Origin of the sequence: Streptomyces sp. MB09-02B (assembly GCF_033794485.1) — a bacterium.
GTDB lineage: Bacteria > Actinomycetota > Actinomycetes > Streptomycetales > Streptomycetaceae > Streptomyces.
The window spans coordinates 1-19,049 of record NZ_JARGEE010000159.1; the positions used below are offsets into that span (position 1 = coordinate 1).

The window sequence follows — 19,049 nt, forward strand, 5'->3', positions numbered from 1 at the left end:
CCCCAGGAGGGGGCGGGCGCGGGGGCGTCGAAGCCGTGGCCGGTGAGCAGGACGGTGTCGGAGAGGAAGCGGGCCAGCTGCTCCAGGTTGGCGGGGCCGCCGTGGGCGAGGTAGGCGTGGGCCTCTGCGGCGATGCCGACCGGGACGGTGGAGGCGGCCATCAGCTGGGCGTCGGGCGCCTGTTCACCGGTGAGGACGACGACGGGGCGGCCGTCGGCGAGCAGCAGGTCGAGACCGTCCTGCCAGGCGCGGATGCCACCGAGGAGGCGTACGACGACCAGGTCGGTGCCGTCGAGGAGGGCCGGGAGGTCGTCCAGCGCGAGGCGCGAGGGGTTGGCGAAGCGGTAGGGGACCGGGCCGGCGGCCGCGCGGGCGCTGAGCAGGTCGGTGTCGGACGTCGACAGGAGCAGGATGCGGGGCTGCGCGGAGCGCTCCCCGGGCGATGACTGCATGCGGCTGCTGGCCTTCCTCGGGGTCCGCGCCCCGGGCGGTGTCGAATCGGAAGTCTCCCCTGCTCGGGCGGGCCGAGGGGTACGGGGAAGGGAGTTCCTGACTCGCCCGACCCTCCTGGGACGGGCTCACAGTGGCGGGACCGCGCCGGACTCACACCGGGCTTCCTCCCCTGTCGCCGTGGTGGCGTCGATGGACCGGATGATCCACCGAGCAGCATAGTAAGGGTCGCCTCAAAAGGAAGGCTGCCCCAAAAGGGCGGAGAATACGTCCGTTGTGCCGGTGGGTATGCTCGCCGCCATGTCCACGCCTCCCCCGCGTTCATCGTCCCAGGCCACAGCGGTCACACGGGACCGTGGCGACGCCTGCCCGGGGACGCTGCGGCTCCATACGGCGGACGACGGGGCGTTGGCCCGGGTCCGGGTGCCCGGCGGTGTGCTGACCGTCCCCCAGGCCGAGGCGCTCGCGGAGGTGGCGCGACGGCTCGGGGACGGTGATCTTCACCTCACTTCCCGCGGCAATGTGCAACTGCGCGGACTGGCCGACGGCTGCGGGGGCGAGCTGGCCGGGTCGCTGGACGCGGCGGGCCTGTTGCCGTCCGCCGGGCACGAACGGGTGCGCAACATCGTCGCCTCCCCCCTGTCCGGTCTCGACGGACGCGGTCTGCGCGACGTACGGCCCTGGCTGTCCGCCCTGGACGGCGCGCTGTGCGCGAGCGAGGCGGCGCGGGGACTGTCGGGTCGCTTCCTGTTCGCGCTCGACGACGGGCGGGGGGACGTGGCCGCGCTGGACGCCGACGTGAGTGTCCGGGCGGCCGAGGACGGTGGTGCGCTGCTGAGCCTGGGGACGGCCGGCGAGAGCCTGGCGGTCCGCGGCGAGGACGCGGCCCGTGCCGCGCTGACCGCCGCCGAGACCTTCCTGGAGGCGGCGCGGGAGAGCGGGGCGCGGGTCTGGCGTGTGACCGAACTCCCCTTCCGGGACCGGCTGCTCCACCGGGTCCGGGACCGACTGGCCGCCGTCGGCGTCGACTCCGGCATCCGGCCCGGCGCCGGGACGACCACGGCCGCGCCCGGGGGCCCGCAGCCGGGAGCCGTCGGCGACGCCCTCTGTGTGCACGCCCCCCTCGGTCGTCTCACTCCCCTCCAGTGGCGGGAGTTGACCGCTCTCGCGGCCGCGACACCGTGCCGTGAACTGCGGTTGACCCCGTGGCGCGGAGTCGTCGTACCGGCACCGGGCCTGAGCCAGGAGCAGGCGGCCGACGCGCTCGCCCGGCTCTCGGTGACCGGCCTCGTCACCGATCCGGCCTCCCCCTGGCTGCGCGTCGGGGCCTGTATCGGACGGCCCGGCTGCGCGAAGTCCCTCGCGGACGTACGGGCGGACGCGACGGGGAGCCTGGCGGCTGTCGGCCGCGCGGGACTTCCCTTGTACTGGTCCGGCTGCGAGCGCCGCTGTGGCCACCCCCGGGGCGAACGGATCGACGTGGTGGCGGTGGAGAGCGGCGGCTACGAGCTCTCCCGCACCTCCCCCGGCCGAAGCCCGCACACCGCGCCCATGGCGGACGCGTCCCGACTCGCCGCCGCCCTGGGGGAGATCACCCCATAAGGCCGAAAACCCGCACGCCATGGACCGGATGACGCGCACGACCCGCACGAACGCCCCCCGCATCAACGACTTCCACACCAACGACCCGCCCGCCAACGACCCCCGCACCAACGACCGCCGTACGACGACCGAGAGCAGCGAGAAGACCACCGTGACCACCTACGACTACGAGAAGGACGGCCCGGCGATCTACCGGCAGTCCTTCGCCACCATCCGCGCGGAGGCGGACCTCGCGGCCCTGCCCGCCGATGTCAGCCAGGTCGCGGTCCGGATGATCCACGCCTGCGGAATGGTCGACCTCGTACGGGACTTGACGTACACCCCCGACGTGGTGGCCCGCGCCCGCGAGGCCCTGCGGGCCGGGGCGCCCATCTTCACCGACGTGCAGATGGTGGCCAGCGGGGTGACCCGCAAGCGGCTGCCCGCCGACAACGACGTGCTGTGCACGCTCTCCGCCCCGGGCGTCCCCGAACTGGCGGCGAAGCTGGGCACCACGCGCAGCGCCGCCGCGCTGGAGCTGTGGCGGGACCGCCTGGAGGGCTCGGTGGTGGCCGTGGGCAACGCGCCCACGGCGCTCTTCCGGCTGCTGGAGATGATCGGCGAGGGCGCGCCCCGGCCCGCCGCCGTCATCGGCGTGCCGGTCGGGTTCGTCGGCGCGGCCGAGTCCAAGGACGCGCTGGCGGAGCATCCGTCGGGCCTGGAGCACCTCGTCGTACGCGGCCGTCGTGGCGGGAGCGCCATCGCCGCCGCCGCGCTCAACGCGATCGCGAGTGAGGAAGAGTGAGCGGCAAGCTGTACGGGGTGGGGCTCGGCCCCGGTGACCCGTCCCTGATGACCGTCCGGGCCGTCGAGGTCATCTCCGAGGCGGACGTGATCGCGTATCACAGCGCCCGGCACGGCCGTTCCATCGCCCGCTCGATCGCGGCGAAGCATCTGCGCGCCGACCACATCGAGGAACGGCTGATGTATCCGCTGACGACGGAGACCACCGACCACCCCGGCGGCTACAAGGGTGCGATGGAGGACTTCTACGCGGAGGCGTCGGCCCGGCTCGCGGCACATCTCGACGCCGGGCGCACGGTCGCGGTCCTCGCCGAGGGCGACCCGATGTTCTACGGCTCCTACATGCACATGCACAAGCGGCTGGTCGACCGCTACGACACCGAGGTGATCCCCGGTGTCACGTCCGTGTCGGCCGCCGCGGCCCGGCTCGGCACCCCGCTCGCCGAGGGCGAGGAGGTGCTGACGATCCTGCCGGGCACCCTGCCGGAGGAGGAGCTGACCGCACGGCTCGCCGCGACGGACGTGGCCGTGGTGATGAAGCTGGGACGCACCTTCACCAAGGTGCGCAGCGCGCTGGAGAGTTCGGGGCGGCTCGGCGAGGCCCGCTATGTCGAGCGGGCCACCATGGCCGGGGAGCGGCTCGCCGAACTGGCGGACGTGGACCCGGAGTCGGTGCCGTACTTCTCGGTGGCCGTACTGCCCAGCCAGGTCGACGTCGAGCGGCCGGAGGCCCGGGAGCGGGGCGAGGTCGTGGTGGTGGGGACCGGGCCCGCCGGTCCGCTGTGGCTGACGCCCGAGACGCGGGGCGCGCTCGTCGCCGCCGACGACCTCGTCGGTTACACCACCTACCTGGACCGGGTGCCGCGCCGGGCGGGCCAGGTGCGGCACGGCTCGGACAACCGGGTCGAGTCGGAGCGCGCCGAGTTCGCCCTCGACCTGGCCCGGCGCGGGCGGCGGGTCGCGGTCGTCTCCGGGGGCGACCCGGGGGTCTTCGCCATGGCGACGGCCGTGCTGGAGGTCGCCTCGCAGGAGGAGTACGCGGACGTGCCGGTGCGGGTGCTGCCGGGGGTGACCGCCGCGAACGCGGCCGCCGCCCGCGCGGGCGCCCCGCTCGGCCACGACTACGCCACGATCTCCCTGTCCGACCGGCTCAAGCCGTGGGAGGTGATCGCCGAGCGGCTGCGCGCGGCGGCCTCGGCGGACCTGGTGCTCGCCCTCTACAACCCCGGTTCGCACAGCCGGACCTGGCAGGTGGGCAAGGCGCGCGAGCTGCTCCTCGAACACCGGGCGCCGGACACGCCGGTCGTGGTCGCGCGGGACGTGGGCGGCTCCGGTGAGCGCGTACGGATCGTGCGGCTGGCCGAGCTGGACCCGGCCGAGGTCGACATGCGGACCATCCTGCTGGTCGGCTCCTCGCAGACCCGGGCGGTCCGGCGCGGGGACGGCGAGCAGATCGTGTGGACGCCCCGCCGATATCCGGAGGTGTGAGCGGGACGAGGGCGTGCGGCGGACGGGCGTGAGCGGGGCGGGAGCGCGTGCGGCGGACGGGCGTCAGCGGGCGTGGAGGCGCTCGGCCACCCACCGGGCCGCCGCCTCCGGGCCCGCCACCACGGGGACGTCCTCGGGCACGGGCGGCCTGCGGACCACGACCACCGGCAGTCCCGCCTCCCGCGCGGCGGTCAGCTTGGGCGCGGTGGCCGCTCCCCCACTGTCCTTCGTGACGACGACGTCGACGCGGTGGCGGCTCAGCAGGTCCCGCTCCCCGGCGAGGGTGAACGGCCCCCGGTCGAGCAGCACCTCCATCCGGGCCGGGTACGGGGCCTCGGGCGCGTCGACGGACCGTACGAGGAACCACAGGTCCTCCAGGGCGGCGAACGCGGCCAGGCCCATGCGCCCGGTGGTGAGGAACACACGCCGTCCGAGCGTCGGCAGCAGCCGCGCGGCTTCCGCCAGCGAGCCGACGTCGTGCCAGTCGTCGCCGGCGGTCGGCACCCAGCCGGGCCGACGCAGCGCGAGCAGGGGAACATGGGTCATGGCGGCCGCCCGTGCCGCGTGGAAACTCATGGTCCCGGCGAAAGGATGGGTGGCGTCGATGAACGCGTCCACCCCGTGCTCGCGCAGCCAGGCCGCCAGCCCCTCGGCCCCGCCGAAGCCGCCGACGCGGACCTCGCCCGGGGGCAGCCGGGGGCTGGCGACCCGTCCGGCGAGGGAGCTGGTCAGGCGGACGCCCGGGGTGGCGTGCAGCAGTTCGGCCAGACGGCGGGCCTCCGTGGTTCCGCCGAGTATCAGTACGTGCATGGGAGTCCGGGTCCGTTCATGAGCGGTGACGAGAAGCAGGGTGCCGACGGGGGCGGCGGTGCGGCGAAGGGCGGTCGCGCGGCCCAACTCAAGCACACCGGTCTGCGGCACGGCTGGACGACCGGTGCGTGCGCGACGGCGGCCACGACGGCCGCTTACACCGCGCTGCTGACGGGCGAGTTCCCGGACCCGGTGACGATCACCCTGCCGAAGGGTCAGACCCCGGCGTTCGCGCTCGCGGCCGAGGAGCTGACCGGCGACAGCGCGATGGCGGGGATCGTGAAGGACGCGGGCGACGACCCGGACGTCACGCACGGCGCGCTGGTCCGGGCCACGGTACGGCTGCTGCCCGCCGGGTCGGGCGTGGTCTTCCGGGCAGGCCCCGGGGTCGGCACGATCACCCGTCCGGGCCTGCCCCTGCCCGTCGGGGAACCGGCCGTGAACCCGGTCCCCCGCCAGATGATGCGGGACCACGTCGCCGAGGTCGCCGCCCGACACGGCGGCACCGGCGACGTCGAGATCACCGTCTCCGTGGACAACGGCGAGGAGATCGCCCGCTCCACTTGGAACCCCCGTCTCGGCATCCTCGGCGGTCTGTCCATCCTCGGCACCACCGGGATCGTCGTGCCGTACTCGTGCTCGGCGTGGATCGACTCCATCCGGCGGGGCGTGGACGTGGCGCGGGCGGCCGGGCGCACGCATGTCGCCGGGTGCACGGGGTCCACGTCGGAACGGACGGTCGTCGCCGAGTACGCGCTGCCGGAGGACGCGCTGCTGGACATGGGCGACTTCGCGGGGGCGGTGCTGAAGTACGTGCGCCGCCACCCGGTGGAGCGGCTGACCATCTGCGGCGGCTTCGCCAAGCTCTCCAAGCTCGCCGCCGGCCATCTCGACCTGCACTCCGCCCGCTCCCAGGTCGACAAGGGGTTCCTCGCGGAGCTCGCCCGGCGCGGCGGTGCGGACGAGGCGCTGGCCGGAGAGGTGGCCCGGGCCAACACCGGGCTCGCCGCGCTGCAGTTGTGCGCGGCGGCCGGGGTACCGCTGGGCGACCTGGTCGCGACGGCCGCGCGCGACGAGGCGCTGTCCGTGCTGCGGGGCGCGCCGGTCGCGGTCGACGTCATCTGCGTCGACCGCGCGGGGGTTGTGGTGGGCCGTAGCGGGGTGCGCTGATCCTGAGGCGGATGGGATGCGTTGTCGGGTGCGGGTGGGTGGGGGCTGGTCGCGCAGTTCCCCGCGCCCCTGAAAAGCCGGGGCTACGCCCCAGGCTTTTCAGGCCCCGCAGGGCCTGATCTTTCGGGGGCGCGGGGAACTGCGCGAGACGCCCCACCGGGCCCGCAGCCGACAACGCACCCCACCCTCAGCACCCGTGCCGGTCCCGCCCCGGCGAGTACAGGTGGCTGTCCCGGAACTGCGAAGCCCCCAGCGTCCGCCCGGCCATGATCACAGCCGTGCGCAGCACACCCTCCTCCTTCACCCGCCCGGCGATCTCGTCCAACGTGCCCCGGATGATCACCTCTTCCGGCCGCGAGGCATACGCGACGACCGCCGCGGGACAGTCCGCGCCGTAGTGCGGGAGCAGTTCCTCGACGACACGGTCCACGTACCGCGCGGCCAGGTGCAGCACGATCAGCGCCCCGCTGCGCCCGAGCGTGGCGAGATCCTCCCCCTCCGGCATGGCCGTGGCGCGCTGCGCGATCCGCGTGAGAATGACGGTCTGGCCGACCGTCGGCACGGTCAGCTCGCGCTTCAGGGAGGCCGCCGCCGCGGCGAAGGCGGGCACACCCGGCACCACCTCGTACGGCACCCCGGCCGCGTCCAGCCGCCGCATCTGCTCGGCGACCGCGCTGAACACGGAGGGGTCCCCGGAGTGCAGCCGGGCCACGTCGTGGCCCTCCTCGTGCGCACGGACCAGTTCGGCGGTGATCTGGTCCAGGTCGAGCTGGGCGGTGTCCACGAGCCGTGCGTCCGGCGGGCATTCGGCCAGCAGTTCGCGGGGGACGAGGCTGCCGGCGTACAGGCAGACCTGGCAGGCGGCGAGCCGGCGGGCGCCACGGACCGTGATCAGGTCGGCGGCACCGGGGCCGGCGCCGATGAAGTACACGGTCATCTGTCTGCCTCCGAAGCGGTGTCGACATTGTCGCGAGGGTCAAGGGGGGCGCGGGGGTCAAGAGGCGCGAGGGAATCGAAGGCGGCGAAGGGTTTGCGTGCCGCCCACTGGGTCACCGGCATGGCCTGCCGCCACCCGGTGAAGCCGCCCACGGGCACGGCCTGTGCCACCGCGAGCCGCACCAGCTCCCCGCCGTGGCGGCGGTGGGCGTCGGCGAGCAGCGCCTCGGACTCCAGGGTCACGGTGTTGGCGACCAGCCGTCCCCCCGCGGGCAGCGCGGCCCAGCACGCGTCGAGGAGGCCGGGCGCGGTGAGCCCGCCGCCGATGAACACGGCGTCCGGACGCGGCAGTTCGGCCAACGCGGCGGGTGCGGCACCGGTGACGACCCGCAGTCCGGGTACGCCGAGCCGGTCGGCGTTGCGGGTGATGCGGTCGGCCCGTACGGGGTCGCGTTCGACGGTGATCGCCCCGCAGGAGACATGCGTGCGCATCCACTCGATCGCGATCGAGCCGGATCCGCCGCCGACGTCCCAGAGCAGTTCACCGGGGGCCGGGGCGAGCGCGGCCAGGGTGGCGGCGCGCACATACCGTTTGGTGAGCTGTCCGTCGTGCTCGTACGCCTCGTCCGGCAGGCCGGGAACGGCGCCGAGCCGGAGGGCGTCCGGGGCCCGCCGGCAGTCGACGGCGACGATGTTGAGGGGGTCGCCGGGCGGGTGCGCGTGTGCCGCCCGGTCGTCGGCGGTGATCACCTCGCCCGTCCGTTCCTTCTCCCCGCCGAGCTGTTCCAGGACGCGTATCCGGCTCGGGCCGAAGCCGCGGTCCCGCAGCAGGGCGGCGACCTCGGCGGGCGTGCCGGCGTCCGCGCTCAGCACCAGCAGCCGGCGTCCGTCGTGCAGGGCGGCGGCGAGCCTGGCCGTGGGCCGTCCGACGAGCGTGACGACCTCGACGTCCTCCAGCGGCCAGCCGAGGCGGGCCGCCGCGTACGAGACGGAGGAGGGGTGCGGCAGGACGTGCAACCGGTCGCCGGCCTCCTCGGCGAGGGCGCGGCCGATGCCGTGGAACATGGGGTCCCCGCTCGCCAGGACGGCGATGCGGCGACCGGTGTGCGTGGCGAGCAGGGCGGGGACGGCGGGCCGCAGGGGCGAGGGCCAGGCGATCCGCTCGCCCGCGCATTCCGGGGGCAGCAGGTCGAGCTGGCGCGGGCCCCCGATCAGGACCTCGGCGTCGCGCAGGGCCGTCCGGGAGGCGTCCGGGAGGCCTCGCCAGCCGTCGGCGCCGAGCCCGACGACGGTGACGGCGTACGGCGGTCCTGGTCGTGCGGGGGTCACTGCGGGGTACCTCGGCGGTTCGGGGGCGGCTCTCGGGGACGACAGAGGCGCACTCTACTGGGCGGTGACCTGCGCGCCTTTGGCCGGGGCCGTCGGCCGCGCGAGCGCGGTCACCGTCGTGGTGTCTCAGACGACCGGCTCAAGCGACCGGCTCAGGCGACCAACGCAAGCGACCGGCTCAGGCGACCAACGCAGGCGACCGTCTCGGGCGAAGGTCTCAGGCGATCGGTGGGCACCGGCCGCCGCGTCGGGCGACGAGCAGCGCCACGTCGTCGTTCCGCTCGTGGTCCAGGGCGCCGAGGAGCATGTCGCACGTCTCCTCCAGGGGGAGCCCGGCGTCGTCCAGCAGACCGAGCAGGCGCTGCAGTCCCGCCCCGACCGGCGTCGCGCGGCTCTCCACCAGTCCGTCCGTGAACAGGACGAGGAGCGCGCCCTCGACGAGTTCCCGCTCCTCGACGGTGAACGGCACGCCGCCCACCCCGAGCGGCACCCCGCCCGCGACGTCGAGGAGTTCGGCTCTTCCCTCCGGGTCGACCAGCACCGGCGGCAGGTGGCCCGCGCGGGACAGTTCGCACCGGCCGTGCCGGGGGTCGCAGACGACGTAGAGGCAGGTGGCCAGGGTGTCGGAGTCGCCGAGGGAGGCGGCGAGGTCGTCGAGGTGGTGCAGCAGTTCGGCCGGCGGCAGGTCGAGCCGGGCGAGGGCGCGGGTGGCCGTGCGGAGCTGGCCCATGATCGCCGCGGCGTGCACGCCCTTGCCCATCACGTCGCCCACGACCAGGCCGACCTTGCCGTCCTTGAGCGGCAGCACGTCGAACCAGTCCCCGCCCACCTCACTGACGGCGGGCACATAACGGGAGGCGATCTCGATGCCGCCGTGCTGCGGTGGCTCCTGGGACAGCAGACTGCGCTGCAGGGTGAGCGCGATGTCGCGCTCACGTCCGTACAGGCGGGCGTTGTCGATACAGATGGCGGCGCGCGCGGACAGTTCGGTGGCGAGGGTGAGGTCCTGGTCGTCGAAGGGCCGGGGGTCGGCCGTGCGATACAGGCTGAGCGTGCCCAGGACCTCGCCTCGCGCCATCAGCGGGACCACCAGGCAGGAGTGGACACCGGCGCGCCGCAGCGCCTCCGCGGCGGCCTCGTTCCGGGCGACACGCCGGATCGCCGCGTCGTCCACGTGCTCCAGCAGGATCGGCCGGGCTTCGCGTACACACTGGGTGACCAGCCGGGACGAGCCGTACTGGGCGGGCTCTCCGGCCGGGTCCGGGTCCTCGACCGCGTCGGTGGGACGGTTCGCCTTGAGGGCGAGCGCCCAGAAGTCGAGGGAGCCGTCCGTACGGGGCGCGGCCGTGCCGCCGGGGTTGACCACCGCGTCCAGTACGTCGACGGCTGCGATGTCGGCGAGTTCGGGGACGGCCACGTCGGCGAGTTCCTGTGCCGTCCGGCGCAGGTCGAGCGTGGTGCCGATGCGGACGCCGGCGTCGGCGATCACCGCCAGGCGTTCTCGGGCCTTCGCGACCTCGCTCGTCGCCCGCTGCCGCTCGGAGATGTCGATGATCGCCATCGCCAGGCCCAGGACCCGCCCGTTGGCGTCCTGGATCCGGTGGTACGACTCCGAGTAGGCGTGCTCCTCGCCGTCGGCGGCCGTCCGGCCGACCGTCTGCTGGTCCAGCAGCGGCTCGCCGGTCCGCAGGACCCGCCGCATCCGTGACTCGATGGCCTCGACGTCGAGGGCGGGCAGCACCTCGCCGACCCGGCGGCCCAGCACGGCCTCCTCGGGGACGCCGTTCATGCGTTCCAGTGACGGGTTGACCCGCACCCACCGCAGATCGGTGTCGAAGACCGCGATGCCGACCGGTGACTGCCTGACCAGGATGTGGGAGAGGGCCAGGTCCCGCTCCACGTCACGCACGGTGTCGGCGTCGGTGCCCAGCCCGAGGGCGTGGATGTCTCCCCGGGCGTCGCGCAGCTGCATGGTGCGGAACTCCACCCGCCGGGTGGAGCCGTCCTTGTGCCGCACCGGGAAGACGCCGGCCCAGCGCGCGCCCGTACGCACGCGGTCGAAGAGGCCGTGCGCCAGTGACCGGTGATCGGGGTCCACCAGCAGTGCGCCCGCGTCCCGTCCCAGCGCTTCCTCGGCGCTGAACCCGAGCAGGGACTCGGCTTCGGGGCTCCACAGCACGATCCGGCCGTCACTGCCCAGGACGAGGGCCGCCACCCGCAGCACATCCAGCAGCCCACCCGGCGCGGCGGTGATGCGGTCCTGCGCACCGCTCCCGCTCCGGGTCTCTTCCTCAGGCATACCGGGGCTCCTTCCGGCGGCAGCACAGGGGCCGCTCACCCCTTCCGCCGGGCTCCCTGTCAGTCATACCTCCCTGGGCAGGGGAGCGCACGCCCGCGCGGGTGTGCGGGGGTGCGGGTGTGCGCTGGGTGCGCTGGGTGCGCTGGGTGCGCTGGGTGCAAGCGTGCGGGCGTGCGGGCGTGCGGACCTTCTGCGCGAACCCGCGTCGAAGCCGTGTCCGGAACCCGCGTCACCACCCCGCGTCGCGAACTCGCGTCGCGAACTCGCGTCGTCGGGCCGGCGCCCCCTATTCGGCGTCGGGCCGGTCGCCCTCGGCTTTCTCGGGGGCTTTGCAGGTGATCTCGTCGCGCGGGGTGTAGTGGGTGCGGAACGGCTCCCGCTTCACCGCCTTGCCGTCGTCGTAGAAGACCCGTTCGACGGTGACGTCGAAGCCTTCGAGCGGCGTCTGCGGCACGCACTTCTCGTCGGTGCTCACCTTCTTCTCCGGCGGCTTCACCCCGGTCCGGGGTCCCTTCACCGACTTGATGTCGTCGTACTTCCGGGTGCCGAGGAAGGTGACGGTCACCGAGGTGTCGGTGGCCTCGGCCTGGATGTAGAGGGCGTGGCCGGAGTCGTTGGTGAACCGGAGATCGAGGCTGCCCCAGGCGACCGTCGCCTCACGACCCTCCGGGTAGCGCTCGATGTAGAACGAGTGGGCGCCGTGCTCCACCGGCTTCACCCCGGCGAAGTACATCGCGTTGTACACGGTGGTGGCCACGGCCGAGACACCGCCGCCGGCCGCCTTGGTGAACTGGTCGTCGAGGATCATGACGCCCTCGACGAAGCCGTTGGCCTCGGTGCGTTGCCCCACGGTGCGGTTGAAGCTCCAGGTCTTGTCGGGCATGACGAGGGAGCCGTTGATGAGCTGGGCGGCCCGCCCGATGTTCTTCGTGCGGTACGCGGCCGGCTCGAAGTTGACGGTGAAGGACGACATCTTCTCCGTCAGCCCCAGGCGCGCCGCGTTCTCCCGGGTCACCTCGGGCTGGATCCGTCGTACGGCCACCTCCCCGCTACGAGCCGCCGCGCCCGTTTCGGTGAGCAGGGGCAGCACGGCGCCGCTCAGCGCCTGGTCGGTGACCTCTGCGCCGGTCCGGGCGTCGTCGGCCACCACGACCCGGTCGCCGTCCAGCCGCAGTCCGGCATCCCGGGCGGTGGCGGTGACGTCGGCCAGGGGGCCGGCCACCTCGGGGGCCGAGCGCAGACCCTTCCCGTCCAGCTCGGGGACGAGCCTGCCGGAGCCGTCCGGCCGCATCGTCAGGTGCTCGCCCACGACGGCCGAGCTGATCGTGAACCGGCTGCCGCCCGCGGTGAGGGTGACGGGTGCCGACATGGCCGGCCGCGCGAACTCGCGCACCGCCCGCCGCACCTCCGCCGCCTCCACCTTCGGCTCGGTCACCCGTGCGGGCAGCGCCGTGACCGTGCCCGACGTGCCGTGCAGGAAGGAGGTCCGCAGGGTGCCGACGGCGGCGTCCACGTCCAGTGCGTAGCCCCGGTGCGGGGCGACCTGCTCGACCCGCCCGTCCTCGAAGGTCACGGCCCCGTCGTCGACCCGCTGGTCGAGGTTCCGCGCCAGCTTCCCGAGGGTGGCGCGGGCCTTTCCCTCCTCCAGGCGCACGACCGGCTCGATGTCACCGCCCGACCGGAAGAAGCCGCCGATCACGCCGAGCGGATCGGAGGCCGTGCGCGCCGCCCGGTCGACGGTCCGCTCGACGTCGAAGGCGAGGCCGGCCTGCCGGGGGTCGACGCTCCCGCCGCGGTCACCGACCCGCACGGCAAGCTCCCGCGAGCCGGCCGCCGCCAGGTGGTCGTCCAGCTTGCGGACGGCCTCGCTGCGGCTGAGGCCGCCGATGTCCACCCCGCGCACCGTCGTGCCCGACTCGATCTCACCACCGGTGACGAGCAGGCCGGCCAGATAGAGACCGCCGACACCGACGGTCAGCGCACCACCCACCAGGGCGAGGGGCGGCACGGAGGCTATTCGAGGGCGCATGGGTCTCCCGGACCGGGGATCGGCGGGCGGCGCGCTCTACGACGCACCACCATGAAAGGGGCAAGCACCTCAAGCTACCCATAAGGTGCGACCGGATCATATGTCGCAGATCACTTGCGGCAGCCGGGAGGGGAGGGCGCGATGACCCATCACGGACTGATAAACCGCATCGCACTGATTGTCACCGCTTCGAGGTAAGCACCTCGTCCGCCTGGTGGTTCCGGCCGGTCCGGAGGCTAGGTTTTTGCAGGTGGACGGATTCCCGTGATCCTTCTCGCCCGTTGCCCACCCCTCCCTGTCTCCCGGTCGGCGCACCCGTGTGCGCCGGACGACCCGTCGCGCAAGGAGAAAGCCCCCGATGTCCGTCGACAGCGTCCCGGACGCCCGGACCACACCCGGCGCGCCGCAGCAGTCCCTGAGCACCGCCGCCGCCCGCAACCTCGCCACCACCACCAAGTCCGCCCCGCAGATGCAGGAGATCACCTCCCGCTGGCTGCTGCGGATGCTGCCCTGGGTCGAGGCCGGAGGCGGGGCCTACCGGGTCAACCGACGGCTGCGCCACACCCTCGGCGACGGGCGCGTCGAGTTCGTCCAGGAGGGCGCCACGGTCCGGGTGATCCCCCGGGAGCTCGGTGAGCTGGGTCTCCTGCGCGGATTCGAGGACACGGACGTCCTCACCGCCCTCGCCGGCCGCTGCGCGCAGCGCGACTTCGCGGTGGGCGACGTCCTCGTCGAGCGCGGCGGCCCCGCGGACCGCGTCCACCTGATCGCCCACGGCCGGGTCAGCCGGACCGCCGAGGCCAAGTACGGCGGGGAGGTGGCCGTCGCGGTGCTCGCGGACGGCGACCACTTCGGCGAGGAGGCGTTGTCGGACCCCGACGCCCGTCACGACTGCACGGTCACCGCCGAGACCGCCGGCACCCTCCTCACCCTCTCCCGTGCCGACTTCGCCGCGGTCCTGGAGTCCGCGCCCCGTCTTCGAGCCCACGTCGACACGTTCGTGTCCCGCGCGCGGCAGCCGCAGAACAAGCACGGTGAGGCCGAGATCGCCGTGTCGGCCGGCCATGTCGGCGAGCCCGACCTGCCGGGCACCTTCGTCGACTACGAACTGCGGCCGCGCGAGTACGAACTCTCCGTCGCGCAGACCGTGCTAAGGATCCACACCCGGGTCGCCGACCTCTACAACGGCCCCATGAACCAGAGCGAGGAGCAACTCAGGCTCACCGTCGAGGCCTTGAGGGAGCGTCAGGAGCACGAGCTGATCAACAACCGCGAGTTCGGGCTGCTCCACAACGCCGACTTCAAGCAGCGCATCCCACCCCGCTCCGGCCTCCCGACCCCGGACGACATGGACGACCTGCTCTGCCGCCGGCGCGGCACCAGGATGTTCCTCGCCCACCCGAGGACGATCGCCGCCATCGGACGCGGCTTCAACGCCTGCGGACTCGTCCCCGACCACGTCGACCTCGGGGGGCAGTTGGTCCCCGCCTGGCGCGGAGTGCCCATCCTGCCCTGCAACAAGATCCCGATCAGCAAGGAACAGACCAGCTCCATCATCGCGATGCGCACCGGCGAGAAGAACCAGGGCGTCATCGGCCTGCGGCAGACGGGACTGCCGGACGAGTACGAAGAGGGCCTCTCCGTGCGGTTCATGGGCATCAACGAACAGGCGATCGTCTCCTACCTCGTCAGCACCTACCACTCCGCCGCGGTGCTCCTGCCCGACGCCCTCGGCGTGATGGAGAACGTGCAGATCGCGGCCGGGTCGCGCTGAGGCGCTGCGCCGGTTCCTCGATCCGCGCAGATCCGCGCTTCCGGACCCACACGTCCCAGGTCCGTACGCCCGCCCGCCCACCTGCACGCCGGCCCGTCCGCACGCCGACCCGTCCGCACGCCGACCCGTCCGCACGCCGACCCGTCCGCACGTCGGCCGTCCGCATGCCCCGCGACCACGCCCGTACGTATGCCCGTACGCCAGACGGAGCACCCACCCCACCGCCAGCAAGGAGCCGTCGATGCCCGACTCCGGGCCCCTCGGATCATCACCCCCTGAGCAGCGGCCGACACCGCCCACAGCGGTGCCGGACGCCCCCGCACCGGTGGTCGCGGACCCTCCGGTCACGCCGATCCCCTCCGGCTTTCTGGCCTCACTGCATCCACCGGTCACGATTCCCGGCCCGCCGACGCCACAGCCGCAGTCACAGCCACAGTCGCCGCCCTCGGCGTCGGCACCGACACGGGCGCCCGCGCCCGCACCCGGACACTCCCCCGTACCCGGACCCGCCGTAGCGGACGCACCCGACGCGACGGCAGCCGCGGACTCCGCCCTCCGGGCCATCCTGCGCGGACCGACCGGACCGGGCACGGCCTCGCTCGCCGTGGCAGGCCGGTACCACCCCCCGCTCCCGGCTCCGGTGTCCTCGGCACCCGCTCCGTCGGCCGAGGGGCGAGCGGTGCCCGGCCTCTACCACCACGCCGTCCCGGAGCCCGACCCCGTGCGCGTCGAGGAGGTGAGCCACCGCATCAAGCGCTGGGCCGAGGACGAGGTCCAGCTCTACCCCGAGGAGTGGGAGGGACAGTTCGACGGCTTCTCCGTCGGCCGTTACATGGTCGGCTGCCATCCCGACGCCCCGACGGTCGACCATCTGATGCTCGCCACGCGGCTGATGGTCGCGGAGAACGCGGTGGACGACTGCTACTGCGAGGACCACGGCGGGTCGCCCGTCGGTCTCGGCGGGCGCCTGCTCCTCGCGCACACCGCGCTCGACCACTTCCACACCACCGGGGAGTACGCGCCGGCGTGGCAGGAGTCCCTCGCCTCGGACTCCCCGCGTCGGGCGTACCACAGCGCGATGGACTACTTCGTCCGCGCGGCCACGCCCTCCCAGGCCGACCGCTACCGGCACGACATGGCCCGGCTGCACATGGGGTATCTCGCCGAGGCCGCCTGGGCGGAGACCGGTCATGTCCCGGAGGTGTGGGAGTACCTGGCGATGCGCCAGTTCAACAACTTCCGCCCCTGTCCCACGATCACCGACACCGTCGGCGGCTACGAACTGCCCGCGGACCTGCACGCCCGGCCGGACACCCAACGGGTCATCGCCCTGGCCGGCAACGCGACGACCATCGTCAACGACCTCTACTCGTACACCAAGGAGCTCGACAGCCCGGGCCACCACCTGAACCTGCCGGTGGTGCTCGCGGAACGCGAGCAGCTCTCCGAGCGCGACGCCTATCTGAAGGCCGTCGAGGTCCACAACGAACTGCAGCACGCTTTCGAGGCGGCCGCGGCCGACCTCGCACAGGCCTGCCCCGTACCGACCATGTTGCGCTTCCTCAGGGGCGTGGCCGCCTGGGTCGACGGCAACCACGACTGGCACCGCACCAATACCTACCGCTACAGCCTGCCCGATTTCTGGTGAAGAACGGATACTCGATGACCACTGAAACGACCGCCCCCACGACCGCCACCGCCACCGCGAAGATCCCGGCCCCGGCCTCGCCGTACCAGCAGGACATCGCCCGCTACTGGAACAACGAGGCACGGCCCGTCAACCTCCGCCTCGGCGACGTGGACGGCCTCTACCACCACCACTACGGCATCGGCGCCGTGGACCACTCCGCGCTCGGCGACCCGGCCGACAGCGAGTACGAGAAGAAGCTCATCGCGGAGCTGCACCGGCTGGAGTCGGCCCAGGCGGAGTTCCTGCTGGACCACCTCGGCGCCGTCGGCCCCGACGACACCCTCGTCGACGCCGGTTGCGGGCGCGGCGGCTCCATGGTCATGGCCCACCAGCGCTTCGGCTCCAAGGTGGAGGGCGTCACCCTGTCCGCCACGCAGGCCGAGTTCGGCAACAAGCGTGCGCGCGAACTGCGCGTCGAGGACCACGTGCGCTCCCGCGTGTGCAACATGCTCGACACGCCCTTCGACAAGGGCAGCGTCGCGGCCTCGTGGAACAACGAGTCGACCATGTACGTCGACCTCCACGACCTGTTCGCGGAGCACTCGCGCTTCCTGAAGGTGGGCGGCCGGTACGTGACCATCACCGGTTGCTGGAACCCCCGTTACGGCCAGCCGTCGAAGTGGGTCTCCCAGATCAACGCCCACTTCGAGTGCAACATCCACTCCCGCCGCGAGTACCTGCGCGCCATGGCCGACAACCGCCTGGTGCCGCACACCATCGTCGACCTCACGCAGGAGACGCTGCCGTACTGGGAGCTGCGGGCCACGTCCTCACTGGTCACCGGGATCGAGGAGGCATTCATCGAGTCCTACCGCGACGGCTCCTTCCAGTACATCCTGATCGCGGCCGACCGCGTATGACCCCGCCCTCGCGGGGCCGGGCCCGGGTCCGGTTGCTCACCCGGGCCCGGCCCCGCGAGGTGCCACTGAGGTCGTGGTCGCAGGTGGGTGACCGACCTTTCGACGACGGCGGCGGGGCCGGCCGGCCCCGCCGCGGTACCGCGACAACTCCCGTGCCCCGTCCGCGAGTCCGGGGATAACCTCGGCGCTGTGTCGACAAGCGTCCGACGGGAAAGGGGCACGGGTATGCGCGGGCAGGACTGGATCGAACGTGCGGGAGAGCTGTTCGAAGCGGCGATGTTCCGGGGGGACGCGTCCGCGCTCGACCGGTCGGACGACGCGCTGGACGCGGTCGAGGCGCCACTGGCCATGGCACGGGGCAAGGTGCTGCACGTCCGGTTTCTCAACGACCGCGAGGAGAACGCCCAGGAACTGGTGCTGTTCGAGCGCGCGGCCGAGCTGTACGAGCGTCTGGGGGACGTGTCGGGTGAGGCGGACGCGTTGTTCTGGATCGGCTGCTGGCACCAGGTGGTCAAGGGCGACGGCGTCACCGGCAGGCCGTACTTCGAGCGGTCGTACGCGCTGGCGAAATCCGTCGACGACCGGATGACGATGTCCTACGCGACTCGGCATCTCGGCTTCGCCGACAGGGATGCGGGCCGCTTCGACCAGGCCCGCGAGCGGTTGACCGAATCGGTGACCCTGCGCCGGGAGATCGGTTTCAGGCCCGGCGAAGCGGCCGGCCTGGTGGCCCTGGCCTACCTCGCGGCCGAGACCGGCGACCCGGCGGCGGCGTCCCACCGCCTCGACGAGGCACAGTCGGTCGCCGAGAGCTGCGGCGCGAAGGCCGTGTCGGGCTGGATCGAGCAGGCCCGCACACACATCCGCTCCTAGCGCCTCCCCGACGCACCTCGGTCGCACTCTTGGAACCGCCCCCTTGAGCACCTGATGACTGCCGTCTCCTCGGGGAGAGGCTGTGCGCAGCGGCGATGTCGGCGACCCTTCGACCGTTCGCACGCATCCCGTGGAGAGCGCGCCCACCACGTCCTCGCACAGGCCTGCCCTCGGCGGGTCTGTTGACTCAGCCCTGATGCCCTTGATGGGTCTGCCGGAAGGCGCCGGGCGTCATTCCGGGCGGTGGGCGTAGTCGGCGGCGCGGCGGGTCGCGGCGTAGGAGCGTGCCAGCTCGGCGCGGAAGCGGGTGTAGACCTCTCCGCCCGCCTGCGGGTCGCCGCCGCCCTCGGGGTGGGGCAGCCGGTCGATCTGCAACAGCACGGTGGCGAGCAGGAGTTGGAGGATCTCCGCGGACACGGTCTGCTCGGGACGGCTGTACTCGCCCCGAATCTGGCACAGCAGGGTGTTCAGCACCGCGTACGCGGGACTGGTGCCCAGTTGCCGGCAAGCGGGCCCGTACCACTCGTTGACCAGCCGGTCGGCGCTGCTGCTGTGGGGGCCGGAAGGCCGGGGTGAACAGGAGGTGCGTGCCGTTGGCCGTGCCCGGCCGGACGAAGCTCTGGACCTTCTCCGGCGGCGAGGCCGACGACGAACTGCTCATCAAGCTGCCCGAACAGGGCGTCCTCGTCGCCCAGGGCCTCGTCCACCACGACGTCCACCTCTACCTCGGCAACAACGACATCACCGGCTGGCAGCAGGCCCTCGACACACTGGCCGCCGAATCCGGCTACGACACGGTCCTCGCCGGCCACGGCCTGCCCACCGGCCCCGACGTCTACGAGGACGTCCGCCGCTACCTCAGCTTGACTCTGTCGGGGATCTTGGAGTTTCGCGGTGCGGCAGCATGGCCAACGGGCATGCTCGGGTAGTTCCGTTGGCCGATGCAGCTGTCGAGG

The 19,049-nt window shown here is 73.1% G+C and carries 14 protein-coding genes, 2 pseudogenes and 1 riboswitch; of the genes and pseudogenes, 9 read left to right on the plus strand and 7 right to left on the minus strand.

From position 1 onward, the window contains the following. Nucleotides 1–452, minus strand: a pseudogene (locus P1P70_RS22145) (cobaltochelatase subunit CobN); the annotation flags it as partial. Nucleotides 453–543: 91 nt separating this feature from the next. Then, nucleotides 544–620: riboswitch (cobalamin riboswitch) on the minus strand. A 118-nt stretch (nt 621–738) separates the two neighbouring features. Between P1P70_RS22145 and cobG the strand changes: the two are divergent. From cobG to P1P70_RS22160, 3 genes are all read left to right on the plus strand, one after another. Continuing rightward, the gene (gene cobG, locus P1P70_RS22150) at nt 739–2,052 is read left to right on the plus strand and encodes a precorrin-3B synthase (RefSeq protein ID WP_413471518.1); all 1,314 of its coding nucleotides are present in this window, start codon (nt 739–741) and stop codon (nt 2,050–2,052) included. Nucleotides 2,053–2,203: 151 nt separating this feature from the next. Beyond that, nucleotides 2,204–2,836: a precorrin-8X methylmutase gene (locus P1P70_RS22155; protein ID WP_319240439.1), complete on the plus strand. Its 633-nt coding sequence runs from the start codon at nt 2,204–2,206 to the stop codon at nt 2,834–2,836. Beyond that, entirely contained in the window at nt 2,833–4,323 is a 1,491-nt protein-coding gene (locus tag P1P70_RS22160; RefSeq protein ID WP_319240427.1) for a precorrin-2 C(20)-methyltransferase, read from the plus strand. The genes P1P70_RS22155 and P1P70_RS22160 overlap by 4 nt, the downstream gene beginning before the upstream one ends. A 63-nt stretch (nt 4,324–4,386) precedes the next feature. Here the strand turns inward: P1P70_RS22160 and P1P70_RS22165 are convergent, their stop codons facing one another. Next, nucleotides 4,387–5,133, minus strand: coding sequence for a cobalt-precorrin-6A reductase (locus P1P70_RS22165; RefSeq protein ID WP_319240429.1), 747 nt, complete (start codon nt 5,131–5,133; stop codon nt 4,387–4,389). An 18-nt stretch (nt 5,134–5,151) separates the two neighbouring features. Between P1P70_RS22165 and P1P70_RS22170 the strand changes: the two genes are divergently transcribed. After that, the gene (locus P1P70_RS22170; RefSeq protein ID WP_319240430.1) at nt 5,152–6,303 is read left to right on the plus strand and encodes a cobalt-precorrin-5B (C(1))-methyltransferase; all 1,152 of its coding nucleotides are present in this window, start codon (nt 5,152–5,154) and stop codon (nt 6,301–6,303) included. 187 nt (nt 6,304–6,490) lie between these two features. Here P1P70_RS22170 and cobM read toward each other — a convergent pair whose 3' ends face one another. The 4 genes from cobM to P1P70_RS22190 all read right to left on the minus strand — a co-directional run bounded on the left by cobM (nt 6,491) and on the right by P1P70_RS22190 (nt 12,896). Continuing rightward, on the minus strand, nt 6,491–7,240 hold the full coding sequence (gene cobM / locus P1P70_RS22175) for a precorrin-4 C(11)-methyltransferase (protein WP_319240431.1): 750 nt from the start codon (nt 7,238–7,240) through the stop codon (nt 6,491–6,493). Further along, nucleotides 7,237–8,568 (minus strand): precorrin-6y C5,15-methyltransferase (decarboxylating) subunit CbiE, encoded by a 1,332-nt coding sequence (gene cbiE / locus P1P70_RS22180; protein ID WP_319240432.1) that lies wholly within the window; start codon nt 8,566–8,568, stop codon nt 7,237–7,239. Before cbiE ends, cobM begins: the two co-directional genes overlap by 4 nt. A gap of 217 nt (nt 8,569–8,785) precedes the next feature. Further along, a complete protein-coding gene (locus P1P70_RS22185) occupies nt 8,786–10,867 on the minus strand; it encodes a SpoIIE family protein phosphatase (protein ID WP_319240433.1) in 2,082 nt (693 codons plus the stop codon). A 286-nt stretch (nt 10,868–11,153) separates the two neighbouring features. Beyond that, nucleotides 11,154–12,896 (minus strand): VanW family protein, encoded by a 1,743-nt coding sequence (locus tag P1P70_RS22190; RefSeq protein ID WP_319240434.1) that lies wholly within the window; start codon nt 12,894–12,896, stop codon nt 11,154–11,156. A 358-nt stretch (nt 12,897–13,254) separates the two neighbouring features. Between P1P70_RS22190 and P1P70_RS22195 the strand changes: the two genes are divergently transcribed. From P1P70_RS22195 to P1P70_RS22210, 4 genes are all read left to right on the plus strand, one after another. After that, complete coding sequence (locus P1P70_RS22195) at nt 13,255–14,670, plus strand: family 2B encapsulin nanocompartment shell protein (RefSeq protein WP_319240435.1); 1,416 nt, start codon at nt 13,255–13,257, stop codon at nt 14,668–14,670. 241 nt (nt 14,671–14,911) lie between these two features. After that, nucleotides 14,912–16,318 carry a family 2 encapsulin nanocompartment cargo protein terpene cyclase gene (locus tag P1P70_RS22200; RefSeq protein ID WP_319240436.1) on the plus strand — a complete coding sequence of 469 codons (1,407 nt, stop codon included), beginning with the start codon at nt 14,912–14,914 and terminating at the stop codon, nt 16,316–16,318. A 14-nt stretch (nt 16,319–16,332) separates the two neighbouring features. After that, entirely contained in the window at nt 16,333–17,220 is an 888-nt protein-coding gene (locus P1P70_RS22205) for a geranyl diphosphate 2-C-methyltransferase (RefSeq protein ID WP_319240437.1), read from the plus strand. Between the two features lie 225 nt (nt 17,221–17,445). After that, nucleotides 17,446–18,093, plus strand: coding sequence for a tetratricopeptide repeat protein (locus tag P1P70_RS22210; protein WP_319240438.1), 648 nt, complete (start codon nt 17,446–17,448; stop codon nt 18,091–18,093). A 231-nt stretch (nt 18,094–18,324) separates the two neighbouring features. Here P1P70_RS22210 and P1P70_RS45845 read toward each other — a convergent pair whose 3' ends face one another. Next, the gene (locus P1P70_RS45845; RefSeq protein WP_413471517.1) at nt 18,325–18,567 is read right to left on the minus strand and encodes a hypothetical protein; all 243 of its coding nucleotides are present in this window, start codon (nt 18,565–18,567) and stop codon (nt 18,325–18,327) included. A 155-nt stretch (nt 18,568–18,722) separates the two neighbouring features. Between P1P70_RS45845 and P1P70_RS22220 the strand changes: the two are divergent. Next, nucleotides 18,723–18,956 (plus strand): annotated as a pseudogene (locus P1P70_RS22220) (MBL fold metallo-hydrolase); the annotation flags it as partial. Nucleotides 18,957–19,049 lie beyond the last annotated feature (93 nt).